Origin of the sequence: Heyndrickxia vini (genome assembly GCF_016772275.1) — a bacterium.
In the GTDB taxonomy this organism is placed as follows: Bacteria; Bacillota; Bacilli; order Bacillales; family Bacillaceae_C; genus Heyndrickxia; species Heyndrickxia vini.
In genome coordinates this window covers 3100778-3122520 of sequence record NZ_CP065425.1, presented here as the reverse complement: position 1 = coordinate 3122520, position 21743 = coordinate 3100778, and the positions used below count along the sequence as shown (strand labels likewise).

Genomic DNA, 21743 nt, shown 5'->3' with positions numbered 1-21743 from the left:
CTCTAGATGGAATGGAATTATTATGATGCAATAAATTGGAATAATATTGAAGATATAATGGATAAAATGACGTATGAGAAATTGACAGAACAATTCTGGCTATCGACACGTATGCCTGTGTCTAAAGATAAATCCGACTGGACGAAACTTCCTGATCCTGAGAAACGTTTGGTAGAAAAGGTATTTGGCGGACTAACGATGCTCGATACACTCCAATCGGAGAACGGGATTGATGCATTGCGGAAGGACGCAAAAACACAGCATGAAATTGCAGTATTAAATAATATTCAATTTATGGAATCCGAGCATGCGCGAAGCTATTCATCGATTTTCAGCACGCTCAATACGAAAAAAGAAATTGAAGATATTTTTAGATGGGCGAGAGAAGATGATTTTCTTCAAACGAAGGCGCGTATCATTGATGAAATATATCAAAACGGTACTCCGTTAGAGAAGAAAGTAGCCAGTGTCTTTTTGGAATCATTTTTATTTTATTCCGGCTTTTACACACCATTATATTATTTAGGTAGAGCAAAATTAATTAACGTGGCAGAAGTCATCAAGTTAATTATTAGAGACGAATCGGCACATGGGGCCTATATTGGATATAAGTTTAAAATTGGCTTCGAGCAATTGACAGACTCGGAAAAAGAAGCGATCAAATCTTGGACATACTCTTTGCTTTATAAATTATATGAAAATGAAGTGAAGTACACAGAATCCTTATATGACCAAGTAGGCTGGACGGAAGATGTGAAAGTTTTCCTTCGCTATAATGCCAATAAAGCATTAATGAATCTTGGTTTATCACCACTATTCCCTGATACAGCAGATGATGTGAATCCGATTGTTATTAATGGATTATCTACCGGAACAACGAATCACGATTTCTTCTCAACGGTGGGAAATGGTTATTTACTTTCAGTCGTTGAGGATATGAAAGAAACAGATTATGACTATTAAACAGCTTAGCGATGGGGGCTTTTTGGGCAACCCGTCGCTATTCTTTAGAAGTAGAGGAGAAAAACATGTCAACACAACAAATTAAGATTAAATATTTTGATGAAAACTTAGTAAAAATCGATAAAATTGTCCAAGGTGACTGGTTAGATTTACGTGCAGCAAAAACCATCGAATTAAAAAAAGATGAATTCAAACTAATTCCACTTGGCGTTGCAATGGAGCTTCCGGAAGGATATGAAGCACATGTCGTACCCCGTTCAAGTACGTTCAAGAATTTTGGAATCATCCAAACGAATTCCATGGGAGTCATTGACGAATCGTATAAAGGCGACCAAGATCAATGGTTTTTCCCCGCGTACGCATTAAGAGATACCGTAATTGAAATGAACGACCGCATCTGTCAGTTCCGAATCATGAAAAAAATGCCGACGGTAGAGCTAGTTGAGGTTGTATCGCTTGGAAATGAAAACCGAGGCGGGCATGGCTCTACTGGAACGAAGTAATACATCTTCTTTTAATTTTGCTGATCAAGTACCTTTTGAACGGTCTATGAGGTACTTCTTCTTTTAAATAAGTTAATCAAGTACCTCCTAAACGCTTAATGAGGTACTTCTTCTTTTAATCCTGTTGATTAAGTACCTCCTAAACGCTTTATGAAGTACTTCTTCTTTTAATCCTGTTGATCAAGTACCTCCTAAACGCTTAATGAGGTACTTCTTCTTTTAATCCTGTTGATCAAGTACCTCCTAAACGCTTTATGAGGTACTTCTTCATTTAAATAAGTTAATCAAGTACCTCCTAAATGCTCTATGAAGTACTTTTTCTTTTAATCCTGTTACTCAAGTACCTCCTAAACGCTTTATGAGGTACTTCTTCTTTTAATCCTGTTGATCAAGTACCTCCTAAACGCTTTATGAGGTACTTCATCTTTTAAATAAGTTAATGAAGTACCTCATAAACGCTCTATGAAGTACTTTTTCTTTTAATCCTGTTACTCAAGTACCTCCTAAACGCTCTATGAAGTACTTCTTCTTTTAATCCTGTTACTCAAGTACCTCCTAAACGCTCTATGAGGTACTTTTTCTTTTAAATAAGTTAATCAAGTACCTCCTATACACTTTATGAAGTACTTCTTCTTTTAATTATGTTGATCAAGTTCCTCTTAAACAATATTCAAAAACTCTACGACAAAAAAACAGTCATAGAACCAGTAATCATACTTGTTCAAGGCTGCTTTTCCTTCGTTTTCAGCAGGCTTATTCTATTTAAATGTTAATCTTTCTAAGCATGCCATATCAAATACTTTATCCATTCATGTTGACAAATCCATTTCCAAATTGTATAGTAAATTCCATAACTTAATATTTCGAATTTTTCTTATCCAGAGAGGTGGAGGGACTGGCCCTTTGATGCCTCGGCAGCGGACTTTTTTAAGTACTGTGCCAATTCCAGTAGCGTAGGGCTAGAAGATAAGAGGAGCAGGTAATGTATTCGTTTATTCACCCCTCTTCTGTTTTCTAGAAGAGGGGTTTTTAGTATATTTAAAAATTATATATGAGGTGATTTAATGTCAACAGTAAAAACAGACAATGAGCTTTTGAAAGCATTTGAGGTGTTGCAAAAGAAAGAATGGGTCGATCTCACACATACGTTTGGACCCGCTTCTCCACATTTTTCAGCTTTTGACGATGCGGAATTCAAATCACTTTTCACCCACGATGATGGCTTTTTTGCGCAAAGTTTCCAGTTCCCAGGTCAATACGGAACACATATTGATGCCCCGATCCATTTCGTTCGCAACAAACGTTACCTTGAGGAGCTTGAGTTAAAAGAACTCGTTTTGCCCCTTATCGTGATTGATAAATCGCGGGAAGTAGCAGATGATCATGACTTTATCTTATCCGTTGAAGATATCTTAGCGTTTGAAGAGGAACATGGAAAAATTGAAGCAGGAACATTTGTGGCTTTACGCACTGACTGGGGCAAGCGTTGGCCTGATAAGGAGGCATTTGAAAATAAAGATGAGGAGGGAAATAGTCACACACCTGGATGGGGAATTGAAGCCTTAACATTTTTATTTGAAGAAAGAAAGATTAAAGCTGTCGGACACGAAACATTTGATACAGATGCTTCTGTTGATTATCGCAAAAATGGTTCCCTCGTTGGTGAATACTATGTGCTTGAGCAAGATACATTTCAAGTTGAATTGTTAACGAACCTAGATAAGCTGCCGGCCAAAGGAGCGGTTATTTTCAATATTAGTCCAAAGCCTGAGAAGGCAACTGGTTTTCCTGTCCGTTCTTTTGCTATTTTGCCATAATGCTAGATTAAAAAAATACTTAAAGGAGAGAGATTAAAATGACAAAAACATTAATTAAAGCTCCATTCAGAGCGGATCATGTAGGAAGTTTATTACGACCAGAGAGAATTCATCAGGCGAGGAAGGATTTCCAAGAAGGGAATATTACGGCCCTGGAACTACACGAAATTGAAACAGACGAGATTAAAAAGGTTGTTGATAAACAAATCGAAGTCGGACTGAAAGCTGTCACAGACGGTGAATTCCGTAGAAGATTTTGGCATACAGATTTTCTAGAGCATTTAAATGGTGTCGAGGGCTATATCCCAGAGCATGGCTTTAAATTTAAGGGGGAGGAAACTGAACGATATGATATTCGGGTAGTTGGAAAAATCTCCTTTAACCCCCATCACCCGCATGTAAAAGACTTTATTGAATTTAAAGAAATTGTTGGTGACCGTGCCATTGCAAAACAAACGATTCCGAGTCCCAATCAATTATTTAACGCTGGTATCCGTAACTTGGAAGTTTATCCAGACATTGAAGAATATGCAAATGACATAATTCAAGCCTACCGTGAGGCAATCAACGCCTTTTATGACGCCGGCTGCCGTTATCTTCAACTAGATGATGTCTACATTGCAGGTCTTAATGCACCGGAAATTCCATTTAATGATAGCGGTTATTCTCGTGAAGAATTAATCGAATTAGCCTTACGGGTTGCAAATAGCGTACTAGAAGATAAACCGGAAGATCTAATTGTAACGACACATCTTTGCCGTGGTAACTACCGATCGAAATGAGCTTTTGAAGGCAGTTATGCAAAAATCGCGCCAACTTTATTTGCAAAAGAAAAAGTGAACGGATTTTTCTTAGAATACGATGACGACCGTTCAGGGGATTTCCAACCCTTGGAATACATTCCAAATGGCGGCCCCCAAGTCGTGCTAGGAGTCTTCACATCGAAGCATGGTACATTAGAAGAGAAGGAGACGATTAAAGCACGCGTAAAAGAAGCAACAAAATACGTACCATTAGAGCAATTATGTATCAGCCCACAATGCGGTTTTGCCTCAACGCATCACGGAAATATTTTAACGGAAGAAGAGCAATGGGCGAAGTTGAAATATATTGTAGATATTTCTAAAGAAATATGGGGATAGGAAATTCCTGTAATTTTAAGGTATCTGGAGGAACTAAGCTACTTTAACTAGTGAGGAAGGAACTTACTGACTTAGAGGATAGTAAAATGGACTATCCTCTAAGTCTATGACTTTGAATGTTCTTTTCAATTGAAAACTAAACTTAAAAAACATATCTTTTCAGTGATCACAATCCGTTACCACGCCTTCCCGCTCTCTTTTCTCAGTTTCCACATTCTATCTGCCTATAAAATTATTAATACAAACTAACCTTCCGGTGAACCGAAAAAGGCCATTCCTTTAGGAATGGTCTTCTGCCCAAAGGACAAACTGTTTTTGAGAACTTACTTCAAAAGTTAAGAATTCTTAAGGAATTTCACTCCTTTTTCTTTAGATTTAGATTTTAAAGTATAATTATAAATTCAAATCAATGGAGTGATTAGTAATGAGAAGATTGTTATTCTTATTTCAATATATTGTTAATCCAAGAACAGTAGGTGCAATACTTCCTAGTTCAAAATTTCTTGCAGATAAAATGGTAGAAAAAATCAACTTTAGGAATGCTCAATACATTGTGGAGTACGGACCAGGTACAGGTGTATTTACAGAAAAGTTGCTTGAAAAACGAAATCCAAAGACCGTTGTTTTATTAGTGGAAAACAATAAAGAATTTTATATATTATTAAAAGAAAAATTCAAAAGGGAAAAGAATGTATTCATTGTAAATGGATCTGCGGAGAACATTGTGAATTATTTAAAGGAATATCATATACCTTATGCAGACTATGTTATTTCTGGACTTCCTTTTGCAAGCTTGCCAAAAACCGTTTCATTAAAAATTTTACTAAATACCACTAAGATTTTAAAAAAGGAGGGGCAATTCATTACTTTCCAATACACTAAATTTAAAAAGACATTTATTGAACAATTTTTTACTAAAATTGATGTAAAACGGGAAATTAGAAATTTGCCTCCGGCCTATGTCTTTAACTGTTCTATGTCGCAAAATATGGAGGAATATTATGGAGTCTAAAATTCTTATCGTTGATGACGACAAAGATATAAGAAATCTCATTTCTGTTTATTTAGAGAATGAAGGTCTGTACACTCATAAGGTTGAAGATGCTATTGAAGCGTTAAAACTATTGGAAGAAAGAGAGTTTGACCTCATTATATTGGATATTATGATGCCCAACATGGACGGAATTGAAGCATGTATGAAGATTAGGCAGGAACGAAATATGCCTATCATTATGCTTTCTGCAAAATCGGAGGATATCGATAAAATACAGGGTCTGACTTCAGGTGCCGATGATTATTTATCAAAGCCGTTTAACCCATTAGAATTAATCGCAAGAGTAAAATCCCAATTAAGAAGATATAAAAAATACAATGCAGATACAAAGAATACTAAGAACATTATTGAAATTGGTGATTTGACGGTAAATACCGATACTCGACAAGTGTGGGTTCGGGGGAAGGAAGTAAGGCTTACTCCAAAAGAATTTGACATACTTGAGCTTCTTTCCAGAAATAAAGGCATTGTTCTTAGTGTCGAAAAAATATATGAAACAGTATGGAAGGAAGACTTTTTTAAATCGGATAATACAGTAATGGTACACATTACAAAAATCAGAGACAAAATAGAAGAGGATTCTAAACATCCCATTTATATCAAAACCGTATGGGGAACAGGGTATAAAATATGAGGAGGTTTGGAAATAAGCTAATAGTAAGACTCCTTGTTGCGATAGCAATCAGTTTTTTTGTGTCATTAGGAATGATGATCCTTATTACCTTATTTTACGTGTATCTATATAATAAAATGTACGTGACAGAACATAGCCCTCTTATTAGTTATTTGTCATTGTTATTTCAGTATTCTGTTGGTATCGGTACCTTTGTTGTCGTTTTTTTGTTATTGGTGCGAAAAAAAATATTATATTTGAAACTCATTTCTGAAAGTATTCATCATATTGCCAATGGTAAACTTGGCTTGACAATTAAAATCAAGAGTAGTGATGAATTGACTCAACTTGCACAAAATATTAATCATATGTCTAGAGAATTAGAGAATAAATTTGAAAATGAAAGACAATTAGAACGGGCGAAAACCGAACTTATTTCAAACATTTCACATGATTTAAGGACACCATTAACATCGATTATCGGATATTTGGATTTACTAAAAAAAGAACAATACGTGAGTAAAGAACAATATTTGGAATACCTTGAAACGATAGATTCAAAATCAAAAAGGCTGAAATATCTAATTGATGAACTATTTGAATATACTCATTTATCGAGCCCGGATGTTTTGCTGAATCTAAATGAAGTAGAATTGTCAGGATTATTGGAACAAATAGTTGGAGAATACATTCCTATTTTTGAAAAGGAACAATTAAGTGTTCAAAAATCAATCACGGAAGAAAATGTACCGATTTTAATGGATATAGACAAAATGGTTCGTGTCTATGATAATCTCTTTATGAATGCGATAAAGTACAGTATGAAACCTTCTGAAATACATGTAAGTTTTGAGCTACATGACAATAAGGCAATTTTGAAAGTGTCAAACAGAGCCAAGACGCCTCCTGTAGAGGAAGTAAATAAATTGTTTGAACGGTTTTTCAGAGGGGATAAAGCGAGAAAAGATAATCAAGGTTCTGGACTTGGACTTGCTATCTCCAAAAAAATTGTTGAACTTCACAACGGTCATATTCATGCGGAATATAAAAAAGGTTGGATGAGCTTTATTATAGAACATCCAATACATATGTAATGGCTTACGGATTAAAAATTTCTGTAAGCATTTTTTTTATAAATAAACTTAAGAATCCTTAAGAATTTTACGGAGTGTTTCTTAATTCTCATTGCTTATCATGAATGTATTGAAAGCGAGGAGAGTGTAGAAAATGAAAAAGATAATTTTCATCGTATCTCTATGGATTGCAATTATCTATCTTTTAAAGCAATTTCATTTACTGTCACTCGATATGGGTGTGTTAAAGGAATTTATATCGGGAAATACAAAATATACAATATTACTATTTCTTGCTTTGTGGATAATTAGGCTGCTTCTGTTGATCCCGGGTGCAACTCTAATGTTATTAGGGGGAATTTGTTTTAATCCAATACTTGGTATTATCCTCTCAATGGTCGGGATAGTATTGAGTGAAACATTAGTTTATATAATCTCAAGAATTTTTTCTAGTAAAAAGATTAAACAGAACCTAGAGAGTAAATATCCAAAATTAAAAACTTTATTGGAGAATTACAATTATAAGTTTTTAGCATTAGGAATCATTTGTCCTATCGCACCATCAGATGCAATATGTTTTTTAGCTGCAGCAGTTGGGATAAAATATTCCACTTACATGTTAACTATAATCATTTCGAATATCCCTTTAATGATCGTATATAGCTTGATAGGAATCAGTCTTAGTGATTCCTTAATGGGTACCGTTATAGTTATCCTATCGTTTGCTTTGATTGCTTTTGTATCTATAAAAATATGGAACAATCTTAAGCAGATGCAAAAAATATAGCTGCAACAGAGTAAATAACCATTTTTTAGCTAATACCTACCAAATTATTTGAAATGAATAACATATGGTCAATACTATTACCTTCCTTTGAATTAAGGAATATTGAAAAAGGTATCGAAAAAAAGACTAGTGAACATGTCCTGTCTTAGTTGTTGCTCTTAAAACCAAACAAAAATCAAGTATTACTATTTTCTCATCCTACCAGTATAATCTAGGATAGGAGATGAGATATATGAATAAAAAAGACATCGCAAGTATCCGAAATCAATTTAAATTAAATAGTAGATATATGAAAATACGAGAAATATTTAACGTATATGTAAAAAAAGAATCGGGAGAGATTTATCATCAGGTTACCCAGCCGTTTGAACTGTTGGAGCAGGAAGCACAGGAGTTGTTTTTAACCAACTTTAAGAAGGTTTTGACAGGGGGGCTAGATGCCAAGCTGTTTGAACTGAAATTTCGAAGTGATGTAGAAGAAAGCACACAAATGATTCTTTTCAATGGATTGCATGCAGATTCAACGGAAGCTTGGAACGACAAAATGCTTCAAATCGTTGAGAAAATGTTCGCCCATACAAAGTATGAATTTGATACGGTCGTAACCTTTATCCGTGGAGAATACCAAAAGGCAACAAGGAAGCGGGATATGGAATCGGAAGAAGGTGGAGATGATGAGGTATACTCCAGTGAGTTTGTCCTTTGCAGTCTCAATAAAACTGATCAACCGAAAAAAGCGTTGCTTTTTGATTATATTGAGAAAGAATTTAAATCGAATAATGCCGTGGATCCGATTATTAATTTAACGGCTCCATTGGCCGGTTTTCTGTTTCCTGCTTTTAATGATAATTCAGCTGATGTGAATCATATTCTTTACAACGGTGGAAAAGTGAATCAGCCAAATGAAATGTTTATTGTGGATGTCCTCCAGTGTGAAGAGATCATAACAGCTTTAGAAGAAAAGGACACCTTCGATCAAATTTTGAAAATAGTGGTAGGAGACGAAGTGGATTCCAAGGTCATTTCGAATGTCTATGAAGAAGTTGATAAAATGGTCCAAGAGAATCAAGAAAATGAAGAAAGTGAACCTCCTAAGCTGGATTCAAAAGACATCGAACGAATTTTAGAGGCGAGTGGAGTTGAAGATGTCAGTTCAGACAAAGTGGAGCATGCCTTCAAAAGTGTTGTATATGATGAAAAACACGAAATTAAAGCAAGCAGTGTCATTCCGAAATCGATAAAAATCGAAACGAAGATCGCCAATGTAACCATTAACCCAAAAGACCTCAAAAATGTTAAGTATATTACTTATAATGGAAAGAAGTGCCTTTTATTAGAGGTTGATGAAGAAGTAGTAGTTGAAGGGTTTCGATTGGAAACGGGAGAGCTGTAGCAGATTCTTTTAAATAATTCCTCCATCAAATGGGGGAATTATTTTTTTGGTTTTTCCCAATCTGTAAAAAATGACGGCTCAAAATAATGATAAAAAGTAATAACCGGAAATAGCGAAAGGTGTATACGTCCGACGAGGAATGGACGCGTGAGTGTATGGGACCGGAAAGAAGCGAAGCGGTCCGATAAGGAATGGACGCGTGGGTGTATGGGTCCGGAAGGAGGCAAAGCGGTCCGATAAGGAATGGACGGTGGGTGTATGGGACCGGAAAGAAACGAAGCGGTCCGATGAGGAAAGGACGCGTGGGTGTATGGGACCGGAAAGAAGCGAAGCGGTCCGATGAGAAAGCGACATGTGGGTGTATGGGACCGGAAAGAAGCGAAGCGGTCCGATGAGGAAAGGACGCGTGGGTGTATGGGACCGGAAAGAAGCGAAGCGGTCCGATGAGGAAGGGACGCGTGAGTCAATGGGACCGGAAAGAAGCGAAGCGGTTCGATGAGGAAAGGACGCGTGGGTGTATGGGACCGGAAAGAAACGAAGCGGTCCGATGAGGAAAGGACGCGTGGGTGTATGGGACCGGAAAGAAGCGAAGCGGTCCGATGAGAAAGCGACGTGTGGGTGTATGGGACCGGAAAGAAGCGAAGCGGTCCGATGAGAAAGCGACGTGTGAGTCAATGGGCCCTCTGAAATAAGGGAGAAAGCTATTAAAGTTACAATTCCAACATTGCGTCACTGATAAACCCGAAAAACAAAGGACATACTAACACTATATTAATAGTGGGAGGATTTTAAGGTGAGTACAAACGAAAATATCTTATCAATCTTCGCGTTAGGTGGCTTGAATGAAATTGGGAAAAATATGTATGCCATTGAATATGCAGACGATATCGTGATTGTTGATTGTGGCAACAAATTCCCAGACGAAAGTTTATTAGGAATTGATTTGATTATTCCGGATATTACTTACTTAATAGAGAATAAAGACAGGGTAAAAGCTTTACTTGTCACACATGGTCATGAAGATCATATCGGAGGGATTCCATTCCTTTTGAAAAAATTAAACGTCCCCGTTTATGCGACCCGTTTCACACTTGGATTAATTGAAATCAAATTAAAAGAACATAAACTTTTAAGAGAAAGTGAACTCGTTGAAATCAATGCAAGCTCAAAATTGGAATTTGGAAACATAGGTGTAGGCTTTTTCAAAGTAACACATAGTATTCCTGATTGCTTGGGAATTGTTTTTCGCACATCGGAGGGGAATATTGTACATACGGGAGACTTCAAATTCGACTTAACTCCTGAGAAAAATGATGAGCGTTCGGATATTCATAAAATGGCTGAAATCGGCAATGAAGGGGTCCTGCTTCTGTTGTCCGAGAGTACGAATGCCGAACGTCCAGGCTTGACTCCATCGGAACAAATGGTAGCGGATCATGTAGAAGCAGCTTTTATGAAAGCGGAACGTAAGATTATTATTTCTACCTTTGCTTCGAATGTTAGTCGGGTTCAGCAGGTTGTGAATGCTGCATATAAAACAAATCGAAAACTCGCCTTGCTTGGAAGAAGTATGATCAATGTGGTAGATGTTGCAATCGAACGGGGTTACTTAACAGTTCCGGATGGAATGTTCATCGATCAAAATGAAATCAATGAACTGCCTCCTGAAAAGGTCGCCATTTTATGTACGGGAAGCCAAGGAGAACCATTGGCTGCCCTTGCTCGGCTGTCAACTGGAAACTTTCGCGGAGTCGAAGTTTTACCGAAAGATACGGTTATACTTGCAGCGGGTCCAATACCTGGGAATGAAAAAAGTGTCACAAGCATAGTAGACAATTTTTATGCTATAGGGGCAAAGGTCATTTATGGATCAGGAAGTTCATCCGGCATGCATGTTTCCGGACACGGGTACCAAGAAGATTTAAAACTAATGCTTACCTTAATGAAACCAAAATATTTTGTCCCCATTCACGGTGAACTTAGAATGCTGCACCATCATCGTTTATTAGCTGAGTCGGTTGGAGTTGAACAAGGAAACACGTTCATAATCAATAATGGCGATGTGGTTGATATTGAAAATAGAATTGCGCGCCAGACCCGCCATATCCCTGTTGGGAACACTTATGTGGATGGTGGAGATGTAGGGAATGTAGGGGAATTTGTGTTACGGGACCGTAAACAATTTTCAGAGGATGGGATGCTCATCATTGTTGTAACGATAAGCAAAGCTGAAGGAAAACTGCTTTTGGAGCCTGAAACGATGTCCCGCGGATTTACGGATAGTGATTTCTCGAAACTCCGAAAAAATGTGAATCAACTTACTACCCAAACGATTAATGAACTGCAAGAGGAAAATCGAAACGAACGGAAAGTAATGAAACGGAAATAAAAAAATTCATTCAGCAACATGTGTTTAACCAAATGAAGAAAAAGCCAATGGTTGTTCCTATAATTATTGAAATATAAATTAAATAAAAATATAACACTCACAAACGTTGAAATTATAATGTTTATGAGTGTTTTTATTTTGCGAAGCGGCCATTGGAGAAATGAATAATGTTTTGGTTTTAATACCATCCTAAATATAGCAATAGCGATATTTAAAAGGAAGTGTGTTAAAATGGCGAATCCAAATAATGATGAAAAAGAAATGACCGAACATAATATTCCGCTTACTGCTTCGGAAATGGGTTTTCTTTGGACTCAATATATGAATGATAGTTTAGCTATTTGTGTAATGAAATATTTTAAAAATATTTGTGAGGACAAAGAAATCCTTCCTCTCATCGAGAACTCCCTAAGTATAGCAGAAAATGACATCACCATTATTACGGAGATTTTTTCAAAAGAAGATTGCGCAATACCCGTAGGTTTTACAGATAAGGATGTAAATGTAAATGCTCCAAGATTGTTTTCCGACGTATTTATTCTTATGTACATACAAAAATTAGAGATTATTGCAATGGCGAGTATTGGTATAGCCATAGGTGTATCGGCACGTTCAGATGTCAGTGAATTTTTTAGGAATTTACTTATTTCTGTTTCCAAACTGCATGATAAGGCAAGAAAAGTGATGTTATCAAAAGGTGTTTATGTCCGACCGCCGCAAATACCAATTCCCAATAAGGTTGATTATGTGGACAAACAGGGTTTTCTGTTTGATTTCTTAGGTTCGCATAAACGGGCATTAACTGCTATTGAAATTACCCATCTTTATATCAACATTCAAACCAATGCAATGGGAAAAGCATTGATGACAGGGTTTGCCCAAGTGTGTAAAGCTGAGGACATCAAACAATTTTTTATGGAAGGAAAGAAAATTTCCAACAAGCATATTAATAAGTTTAGTTCGACATTAACGGCAGGTGATCTTCCCGCCCCTATGTCTTGGGATGCCCACATTTTAGACAGTACGGTTGCACCATTCTCCGATAAATTGATGATGTTTCATACAACCACTTTGATCGCTGCAGGGATAGGAAATTACGGAACCGCCGCGGGAACATGTGAACGAATGGATCTCAACGCCTTGTATACGCGTCTTTCAGCGGAAATTGCATTATACGCGGAAGATGGTGCAAACCTTATGATTAAACATGCTTTATTAGAAGAACCACCAAAAGCGGCTGATCACCAAGCGCTTGTCAACAAGAATAAGTAACAAAGCATGAACATGTGTTGTTTTGGGTCTGTAAAGAAAGGAAGCGGTCCGATGAGAAAGGGAAACGTGAGTCCATGGGTCCGGAAAGAAGAAAAGCGGTCCCATGAGGAAGGGAAGCGTGAGCCTATGGGTCCGGAAAGAAGAAAAGCGGTCCGATGAGGAAGGGAAGCGTGAGCCTATGGGTCCGGAAAGAAGAAAAGCGGTCCGATGAGGAAGGGAAGCGTGAGCCTATGGGTCCGGAAAGAAAGGAAGCGGTCCGATGAGAAAGGGAAACGTGAGTCCATGGGTCCGAAAAGAAGAAAAGCGGTCCGATGAAGAAGCGGGGCGTGAGTCCATGGGTCCGGAAAGAAGAAAAGCGGTCCGATAAGGAAGGGAAGCGAGAGTCCATGGGTCCGGAAAGAAGAAAAGCGGTCCGATAAGGAAGGGAAGCGAGAGTCCATGGGTCCGGAAAGAAGAAAAGCGGTCCGATGAGGAAGGGAAGCGAGAGTCCATGGGTCTGAAAAGAAAGGAAGCGGTCCGATGAGAAAGGGAAGCGAGAGTCCATGGGTCCGGAAAGAAAGGAAGCGGTCCGATGAGGAAGGGAAGCGAGAGTCCATGGGACCGGAAAGAAGAAAGCAGTCCGATGAGGAAGCAAGGTGTGAGTCCATGGGCTAGAGGAAGCTATTAAAGTTACAATTCCACCATTCAGTAACATGTGTTTAACAAAATGAAGAAAAAGACAAGGGTAGTTCCTATCATTATCGAAATTGAAAAAAAAGAATTTATGCTGAGGTGGTTTGTAAATATAGTGGAAATGGACGAACCTTTTGGTAATATTAAGTTTAGGTGATTATTCATGACACAAACATTACGCAAAAATTCATGGTTGCTCGTTCTTACGATAGGTTTAGGTATATTATTAAATCCGTTAAATTCTTCGATGATTTCGATCGCATTAACACGAATGCAGCATGATTTTGGATTAACCTTTGCAGATGCCTCATGGCTTATTTCTGTGTTCTATTTAGCAAGTGCAGCTGCACAGCCAGTTATGGGGAAACTAAGTGATATGTTCGGGCCGAAAAGGTTATTTTTATCTGGTTTGATTGTTGTCGCTATTGTTTCAATACTTGCTCCATTTTCACCAAACTATCCTTTTTTATTAGGCTGTCGGGCGCTTCAAGCGATTGGTACTTCAACCTTATTTCCGAGTGGAATGAGTATCGTCCGTACAAGTATTACAAAGGGACAAGCAAAGGCATTGGCGACATTGTCCATTTTTTCTTCCACTTCCGCAGCATTTGGACCTTCTATTGGAGGATTTTTAATTGAAGCGTGGGACTGGCCATCGATCTTTTTTGTAAACTTTCCATTTATTGTTCTTTCATTTATTATGGCAATTTTTATTTTGCCTAATACGAGTCAAGGGAAGGTTGAACTAGGACGTATTGACTTCGGTGGAATCATTCTTTTTATCATTACAATGGTTGGATTAATCTTATTCCTGTTGTCTTTGGAAAAATCGATTCATTGGTGGGCTTTGCTCATCTTTATTATAGCGTCATTCCTATTTTATAAATACGAGAATAAACGGAGTGAGCCATTTATTGATTTTGATTCATTGAAAAGCAATAGAATAGTATCGTATATTTACTTACAATTTATTAGCATTAATCTTGTTTTCTATTGTTACTTCTTTGGTTTTCCAATCTTTTTACAGCAAGTACATCATTATAGCGAGAAGCAATCTGGATTAATTATGCTTGCTTTGGCAGGATTTGGAGTCATTATTGCACCAATTACTGGACGTTTAATTGATAAATATAAATCAAAGCTTCCACTTGTCATCGGTGCAATATTTCTATTAGTAGGAACAGCCTTATTGTTAAGCTTGCATGAAACTTCATCTTTATTATGGCTGCTTGTTATCATGGCCGTTCTTGGAATTAGCAACGGCTTTAACAATATATCCATGCAAACGGCACTGTTTGAACATATTAAACCAAATGAAACAGGCACGGCATCAGGACTTTTTCAAACGAGTAGATATATTGGGTCGATTCTTTCTTCCAGTTTATTAGGAATTGTATTCACTGCCCATTTGGATGTCCAACATCTTCATAAGGTTGCCATTGTCTGCCTTATTTTCTGTGCTTTAGTCCTTGTCTTGGCACTTCGACTCCCCGGAAAACTGCGATTAAAAAATCAATAAAATATGGGATGTCTGAATGGGTAATTAACTATATAAATCCAAACCTTATAAATATCTTAGTTTTTTATGCTTGAGCAGTAATCGGGTGTTTAAATTGAGTAGGCAAGACCACATCATTCTTTTTCTTAACAAATAATACAGTCTCATCGTGAAAAAGTTTTATTTCAAATTCGAATCCTTCGTAATCGGGTGTATAATGAAAAACAACTTTTTGTGCATTATTGGTTGCAAGATAATCTATAATTTTTTCAAAGCGAATTTTTTCTTTACTTATCAAATCATATAGATGGATGTCATCGTTTTGAATCTCGTAGATAATGATGACATCTTCATCTTCAAGATAGTATATGTTATTCGGAAAAATGTTTATGCAATAATACATGAGAAGTTCTTGCGTATGCCTCGTTGCAAAGTTTGATGAGACGGGGATGCGATTCGAAGCAAATTTATAAATGAAATGTAAATCTTCTTTTCGATTCCCATCCAATTTTTGAATTCTACTTTTTCCATTTGACTTAACATTAGTGCGACCAATTGTATATTGGTACTCTTCAACGGGGTGGAATCCGAACTTTGGATAAAAATCCAATACAGATTGGTTAGCAAAGAGATACATGACATCATATTTATTTTCATAAGTTTCTAAGACCTCGTTCATAAGTTTTCTAGAAAGTCCTCGATTCCGATAAATAGGATTTGTCATAACCGTACCTATTTGGACCGCTCTTTTCGATTCTCCAAAAATGATTAAATCAAGTTCATTCACAGAAACATTGGCAATCACTCTGTTACCGTCTACGAATGAAAAAGGTTGATATCTCTCTTGCCAAAAATTGTTTAAATACCATGACTCAAAGCTAATTCCAAATGTGTTATAGGCAAGCTCATTAAAGCTCTTTCTTAATTCGCTGTTATCTTTATAATTCTTTACTAATTTGTATGAACTCATGGATGGTGTTTTCCTTTCTCATTCTGAGTTTATTACCCTTTCTTATATTCGCCAGATATCAGAATTTTCCTTTAATGAAAAGAAAATGATTCTATAAACTTCACGAACGTGCAGCTTAGTGGAAGAGGCATTTGTTAGTTAATACTAGAATATACATATAACATTCTAAAACTAAGTTTATGAATGGACAAAAAATACTAAAGCAAAAGAAGGTAATACTTTAACATTGGAAGATTTAAGAGAGATAGGACAAAATGAGAAAAATGCTGTAATGGAATCGGATTTTGTTGTAGTTTTATTACCAGGTGGAAAAGGAGCCCATATTGTATTGGGGATAGCAATTGGTCAAGGAAAGAGAACATTTCTTTTCTCACGAGACGGAGCAACAGATAACATCGAAACTACAAGTACATTTTATCATTTACCTGAAGTAGAAAAATGTTATGGAACACTAGATGACCTGTTGAAGAAGATTAAAAGCTAAGCACAGTTCAATGAAACAAAGAGGGATAATAGTAAAAAGTAGCATAATAGAGGAAGCATTGAGACTTCTTTTGTTGAAATTATATACTATACCAACAGACAGTTAGGTGAAAAAGTGAACAAATTCCCTAACGGAAAAACCGATGTTTGGTGGGCGAGTTCGTTAAACTTAGAAAATGATGATTCAAACAGAAGCGGAAGTTTCTTGTTAAGCTAATGAAACAGTTTATGAAGGAACTATTCCTTTTTCTAATGAATAACAATAATACTCAAAATAAGGGAGATGAATATATTGTGGGGAATGATGAGATTTGATTGACCATTTAATTCCATATGTAATCTTATTTGGATCTATTGGCACAGGCTTGGTTGCTGGGGTGTTCTTCGCATTTTCTTCATTTGTTATGAAAGCACTTGCTAGCTTGCTAAATGGACGTTATGGAACAACATTCGAACATTAGCAAGTTTTGCAGCGATGGTATTATTTATTAGCGCTGAAATAGACTAATGAGTAGCATTAATACAATAATGATTAATGCTTATTTTTGTTGAAGCTAATTGTACTATCAAGCTATTTAATGAAATAAGGCTTATGAGCTAACTGCAGCTAACTGTAGAAGGATTTTTTGTAATATAAACAGAATAATTATATTTACATCTAGAATTTGTAGTCGGGCTATTTATCATTAGTATCAATTATTAAGGAGGTGACCAACAATGGTCATGACATTAGAGCAATTTCGAGAAATTTTGGATGGGAATCGTCGTTTAACCATTCGAACAATTGAGGCTTTCCCAGAAGACAAGTTATTCACCTTTGCACCGGTCGAACCGCTGCGTCCATTTTCAAAAATGATTTTAGAGATACTAGATATTGAACGCGCATATATACGCGGTATCGCTCTCAGTGAATGGGAATATAGACAATCTTTTGCTGGTGTTTCGACCAAAGCGAAACTTTTAGACTGTTGTCATGAAACAAAGGAGGATGTGCAACAATGGTGGCTAAAAATCACCGAGGAACGGTTGCACACCGTAGAAAAAGATCCCTTTTTCGGTGGCGAAATGAGTCATTTCGAACGTTTACATTATGCGTTGGAAAATGAAATCCATCATCGGGGTCAAGGTTTTATTTACTTACGGTTACTTGGGATTGAACCGCCAGCGTTTTGGGAGCGACAATAAAAAGATACAACATATCCATTTAATCCGGATTTTGTTCCGGTTTTTTTATCGGGATGTAATAGCGCAGCTGTCATTAGGCCTATTAAGATACATTTTATTTTCGCTTGATTGAACAGGTGTTAAATGATCACACATAATAAAGACTCCTAAATGAAGTGCACTCCACAAGTTAGAATTGGTTGGTCTAACTTTTGGGGTGCACTTCACATATAAAGGTTTTCCATTTTTGTAACTCCTTTTTGCTTTCATTAAAGTTGTAGTAATCTAGAGGTAAATTCGTAGGTGATTTACTACTAATAATGGAGTGAAACAGAGATGAAAATAGAACATGTCGCTATTTGGGTCAATGATTTGGAAGTCATAAGAACGTTTTATGAAACGTATTTTAATGGTATGTCAAACAATAAGTAACATAATGCAGAAAAGAAATTTGAAACATATTTTCTCACTTTTAATTCTGGAACACGATTAGAGATTATGCGTAAATTAGGTATTGATAAGAAAAAACAGGATGATATGATAGGCTAGGCTGATATTGCCATTTCTTTAGGAAGCAGGGAGTCAGTTAATCAAATGACAGACAGATTAAAGAATGATTGGTATCGCCTTACTAATGGTCCTCGAGTCACTGGAGATGGATATTATGAAAGTGTTATTGAGGATCCTGAAGGAAATCTAATTGAGTTGACTGTATAAAACAAAACCATAACCATACATATAATGAAATTTTCACAAAAAAAGAGGTTGTGAATTAATTACACTTAACCTAAGCGAGAAAAGGCAAATCAACGATTGTTAATCTGCCTTTTCTTTTTGTGCGGAAAAAACAGGTTAATATGGTATTTCCAATTAAGGGGTTATTTGTTATGATTAGTGTAAAATTACACTAAAGGTAGATGTGTTACCTTGCTAAGGGGAAATGGGAATTGAAAAAGGTGCATTTTTTTATATGGATGTTAATGATAATTGCAACTATATTAGGCGTATTTGGACAATCTTTAGCCTATTTTGTGGATGAACATATCGCTAATACTAATCCTCCGATATACTACTTAACCATCTTTACGGTTATTAGTCTCCTCATATACTTAATTACCCCTTTATTAGCATATTTGCTGATGAAGGTAAAAAAAATTGATAAAAGTTTTACTCCTATTTACATCTTTGGCTTTGGAATAATCGGTATATGCGTATCCTTATGGTCAGTATTTGTTTGTGCGATGTGGTGGGGCTAAATAATTTTATTACAGAATTGTTTTAATGCTGGCAGATCAGTAAGTTTAATTACAACAATATGGTATAAAAGGATTACTAGGGTTTTATTTAAATTTTAAAGATAGATGGGAGGGAATTGAAATAGCATCAACTCTTGTAAATGTAGGAATAAGTCTATTGATTGGTATCATATTCATATTGTGTGCACTAATATTAAATAAATTTCCCCAACAGATATTAATGCAGTATTTGGCTATCGAACACGTCGATCGATGAAAAATATAGATTTATGGCATGCAAAATAATTTAAAACAAGATTTGATGTTATAGTGTATTTATGAATTAGAGGAGAGAAGTTATTTGTTAATAATAATGAGGGTTATTTTTGCGTCGATTGCATTTAGTTTAGCATTGTATGTACTGATAACTGGTAACAACGAATTACTCCCTTATACGTTATTTTTTCTAAGTGCAATGCTATTAGTTTCGGGAATTTCCGAAATTAAATTAAATCGAAAATCAAGTGCAATCATGTGTTTCCTTGCATCTGCTTTTGGGCTTTTTGTTTCCATTTATACTTTTCAAGTTGAGATGGCGTTAATCGAAAAAAGATTAGCGCTTTTTTTGTTGGAATTATTTACTAAGGATGCAAGAGGGGGATACATACTGTTGGTCTTAAATCAGGTGGCAGAGTGGCAGCAGTGGGCAAAAATAATGAAGGTGATTACAATGTAAGCGAAAGAGGTAGCATCCAACCACCCTTCTATTAATTTTTAATAACAGTTATTTAAAAATGTACGTTCTGTTATTCAACCATCGTGCCATTACCTAGAAACCACTTTATAAATTATCTGAAATTATCAATCCTTTTAATTGAGAATAGTTATCACTTGCTGTATATTAGATAGTAACGATATAAATAATTGATTAAGGAGATTATATAATGCAAATATACTGGACTAAAATAAATAAGATTATTGAGGAAACGCCTGAGGTTAAAACGTACTTGCTCGACTGTCCGGAAGGTTTTACATGGGAAGAAGGTTCCCATACCCACTTCGCACTGGAAGGTTTCAATGCTGGAGATAAACCAAACCGTAGCCTGATTCGCCATATGTCAATCTCTACTTTACCGCACGAAAATGCAATCGGTATTACAACACGCATCAGAGAGCAGTGCTCTGAGTTTAAAACGATTTTAAGAAATCTTAAAGTCGGCGATGAAGTGGCAATATTTAAAACTCATTCGAATGTACCGCTAAAAAGAGAAGGCAAAAATGTTTACTTGCTGTCATCAGGTGTCGGCCTAGCAACTTTCAGACCGCTTGTACTTGAATATTTTGAACGCGCTGACAACGTCAATCGAATTCACTCCCTGAACATCGATTCATCAAACGATTTCTTATTTACTAATATTTTTAAATCAGCAACCGATAAGAAATTCACGTCACAGTTCGTCGATACTCGTAAAGACTACTATGAAGCAGTAAAAAATCTTGCTGCCGACAAGGATGGACTCTTTTATGTTGTTGGCAGCGACGACTTCCTTATGCAGAACATTGAAGTACTGCGTGAGCAGGGCATCCAACCGGAACAGATAATGCTCGATAAGCGTGAAAATGAACTGCCTAAGTTTTTCTCATTTGATTTGTCAATGTAAGCGAGATAAAAGTTTTTCTTGATAATTACTAAATAGATTTCCATAAAGGAGCAATAACCTCTATAAAATTCTTAGAGCTCATTGGATAGAGCAGCTCGAGTGAGATAGGGAGTTGTGGCTCCTTTTTCTTGTTCGATTAAGGAGGCAATTCAATAAGAATTAATAAACAAAACATATAAAAAAATGATATTCTTATAGAGTGTTTAAAAGCATTTATAAGGAAAAGAGTGAAAATAGTGAGAATTGGTTTTTTTGATTCGGGAATAGGTGGCATGACTGTTCTTCATCAAGCATTGCGACTTTTACCGAATGAAGATTATATATTTTATGCAGATACCTTACACGTTCCATATGGTGAAAAAACAAAAGAAGAGGTAAGGGAATATATTTTTGATGCAGTTGACTTTATGGCTAATCAAGGAATCAAAGCATTAGTCATTGCTTGTAATACTGCAACAAGCATCGCTGTAGATGACCTTCGCCAAAAGTATGATTTCCCTATATTGGGAATTGAACCAGCAGTGAAACCTGCTGTTCAAAGTTGTGAGGAAAAAAGAAAAAAAGTATTAGTATTTGCTACTAATTTGACTCTCAGGGAAGAAAAGTTCCATACCCTTGTGAAAAGTATAGACCATCACGATATTGTTGATTGTTTACCTCTTCCTGGTCTTGTTCAATTTGCTGAGGATTTCGAATTTAGAGAAGAGAAAGTTGTGCCATATTTAATTGAAAAACTATCTTCGTTTGACTTAAAGCAGTACGGGACAGTCGTACTTGGATGCACCCATTTCCCATACTTTGAAAAAATCATAAAGGGAATATTTCCTAAAGAGGTAGATATAATTTCAGGAAGTATCGGAACGGCTAAAAACCTAAAACGCATTCTCGAAGCAAGGAATCAAATGAACGATGGAACAGGAGATATTATGTTTTTTAAATCTGGTTTTAAAGTAGAGGATAAAGAAACATTATCTAATTACAAAAAGTTATTGGAAATGCTAGACAGGATAAGTTTACCAATTGGCGTGTGAATGTTAATGAAAATCTGTTTCTA

The 21743-nt window shown here is 36.3% G+C and carries 17 protein-coding genes, 5 pseudogenes and 1 riboswitch; of the genes and pseudogenes, 21 read left to right on the top strand and 1 reads right to left on the bottom strand.

All coding sequences use genetic code 11. The annotated features are described in order from the left end of the window. Positions 1–6: 6 nt before the first annotated feature. The 12 genes and pseudogenes from nrdF to I5776_RS15590 all read left to right on the top strand — a co-directional run bounded on the left by nrdF (position 7) and on the right by I5776_RS15590 (position 15197). A complete protein-coding gene (gene nrdF / locus I5776_RS15645; RefSeq protein ID WP_202777298.1) occupies positions 7–963 on the top strand; it encodes a class 1b ribonucleoside-diphosphate reductase subunit beta in 957 nt (318 codons plus the stop codon). Between the two features lie 65 nt (positions 964–1028). After that, positions 1029–1466: a dUTP diphosphatase gene (locus I5776_RS15640; RefSeq protein WP_202777297.1), complete on the top strand. Its 438-nt coding sequence runs from the start codon at positions 1029–1031 to the stop codon at positions 1464–1466. An 871-nt stretch (positions 1467–2337) separates the two neighbouring features. Further along, positions 2338–2439: riboswitch (SAM riboswitch) on the top strand. Between the two features lie 91 nt (positions 2440–2530). Next, on the top strand, positions 2531–3283 hold the full coding sequence (locus I5776_RS15635) for a cyclase family protein (protein WP_202777296.1): 753 nt from the start codon (positions 2531–2533) through the stop codon (positions 3281–3283). A gap of 38 nt (positions 3284–3321) precedes the next feature. Further along, positions 3322–4425, top strand: a pseudogene (locus I5776_RS15630) (5-methyltetrahydropteroyltriglutamate--homocysteine S-methyltransferase). 424 nt (positions 4426–4849) lie between these two features. Further along, the gene (locus I5776_RS15625; protein ID WP_202777295.1) at positions 4850–5437 is read left to right on the top strand and encodes a class I SAM-dependent methyltransferase; all 588 of its coding nucleotides are present in this window, start codon (positions 4850–4852) and stop codon (positions 5435–5437) included. Further along, on the top strand, positions 5427–6113 hold the full coding sequence (locus tag I5776_RS15620) for a response regulator transcription factor (protein ID WP_202777294.1): 687 nt from the start codon (positions 5427–5429) through the stop codon (positions 6111–6113). Before I5776_RS15625 ends, I5776_RS15620 begins: the two co-directional genes overlap by 11 nt. Before the next feature lie 182 nt (positions 6114–6295). Further along, positions 6296–7186: pseudogene (locus I5776_RS15615) on the top strand (HAMP domain-containing sensor histidine kinase); the annotation flags it as partial. A 133-nt stretch (positions 7187–7319) separates the two neighbouring features. Beyond that, positions 7320–7952, top strand: a complete 633-nt coding sequence (locus I5776_RS15610) for a TVP38/TMEM64 family protein (RefSeq protein ID WP_202777292.1) — start codon at positions 7320–7322, stop codon at positions 7950–7952. Positions 7953–8184: 232 nt separating this feature from the next. After that, positions 8185–9345, top strand: a complete 1161-nt coding sequence (locus I5776_RS15605; RefSeq protein WP_202777291.1) for a DUF4317 domain-containing protein — start codon at positions 8185–8187, stop codon at positions 9343–9345. 793 nt (positions 9346–10138) lie between these two features. Then, positions 10139–11811, top strand: a pseudogene (locus tag I5776_RS15600) (ribonuclease J). 154 nt (positions 11812–11965) lie between these two features. After that, a complete protein-coding gene (locus tag I5776_RS15595) occupies positions 11966–13006 on the top strand; it encodes a DUF3231 family protein (protein WP_202777290.1) in 1041 nt (346 codons plus the stop codon). An 835-nt stretch (positions 13007–13841) separates the two neighbouring features. Further along, positions 13842–15197: an MFS transporter gene (locus I5776_RS15590; protein WP_202777289.1), complete on the top strand. Its 1356-nt coding sequence runs from the start codon at positions 13842–13844 to the stop codon at positions 15195–15197. A 64-nt stretch (positions 15198–15261) separates the two neighbouring features. Here I5776_RS15590 and I5776_RS15585 read toward each other — a convergent pair whose 3' ends face one another. After that, a complete protein-coding gene (locus I5776_RS15585) occupies positions 15262–16146 on the bottom strand; it encodes a GNAT family N-acetyltransferase (protein WP_202777288.1) in 885 nt (294 codons plus the stop codon). A gap of 226 nt (positions 16147–16372) precedes the next feature. On the opposite strand from I5776_RS15585, the gene I5776_RS15580 reads away from it, so the two are divergent. From I5776_RS15580 to murI, 9 genes and pseudogenes are all read left to right on the top strand, one after another. Further along, positions 16373–16630, top strand: coding sequence for a hypothetical protein (locus tag I5776_RS15580; RefSeq protein ID WP_202777287.1), 258 nt, complete (start codon positions 16373–16375; stop codon positions 16628–16630). Positions 16631–16940: 310 nt separating this feature from the next. Further along, the gene (locus I5776_RS15575) at positions 16941–17090 is read left to right on the top strand and encodes an anthrone oxygenase family protein (protein WP_202777286.1); all 150 of its coding nucleotides are present in this window, start codon (positions 16941–16943) and stop codon (positions 17088–17090) included. A 256-nt stretch (positions 17091–17346) separates the two neighbouring features. Beyond that, positions 17347–17814, top strand: a complete 468-nt coding sequence (locus I5776_RS15570) for a DinB family protein (protein WP_202777285.1) — start codon at positions 17347–17349, stop codon at positions 17812–17814. 315 nt (positions 17815–18129) lie between these two features. Further along, positions 18130–18510: pseudogene (locus I5776_RS15565) on the top strand (VOC family protein). Positions 18511–18773: 263 nt separating this feature from the next. Continuing rightward, positions 18774–19049, top strand: coding sequence for a hypothetical protein (locus tag I5776_RS15560; RefSeq protein WP_202777284.1), 276 nt, complete (start codon positions 18774–18776; stop codon positions 19047–19049). A 121-nt stretch (positions 19050–19170) separates the two neighbouring features. Continuing rightward, a pseudogene (locus tag I5776_RS21820) lies at positions 19171–19328 on the top strand (SdpI family protein); the annotation flags it as partial. Between the two features lie 61 nt (positions 19329–19389). After that, on the top strand, positions 19390–19764 hold the full coding sequence (locus I5776_RS15555; RefSeq protein ID WP_202777283.1) for a YczI family protein: 375 nt from the start codon (positions 19390–19392) through the stop codon (positions 19762–19764). 208 nt (positions 19765–19972) lie between these two features. Beyond that, positions 19973–20689 carry a dihydropteridine reductase gene (locus I5776_RS15550; RefSeq protein ID WP_202777282.1) on the top strand — a complete coding sequence of 239 codons (717 nt, stop codon included), beginning with the start codon at positions 19973–19975 and terminating at the stop codon, positions 20687–20689. Positions 20690–20925: 236 nt separating this feature from the next. Then, complete coding sequence (gene murI, locus I5776_RS15545) at positions 20926–21720, top strand: glutamate racemase (RefSeq protein WP_202777281.1); 795 nt, start codon at positions 20926–20928, stop codon at positions 21718–21720. The last annotated feature ends 23 nt before the right edge of the window (positions 21721–21743 follow it).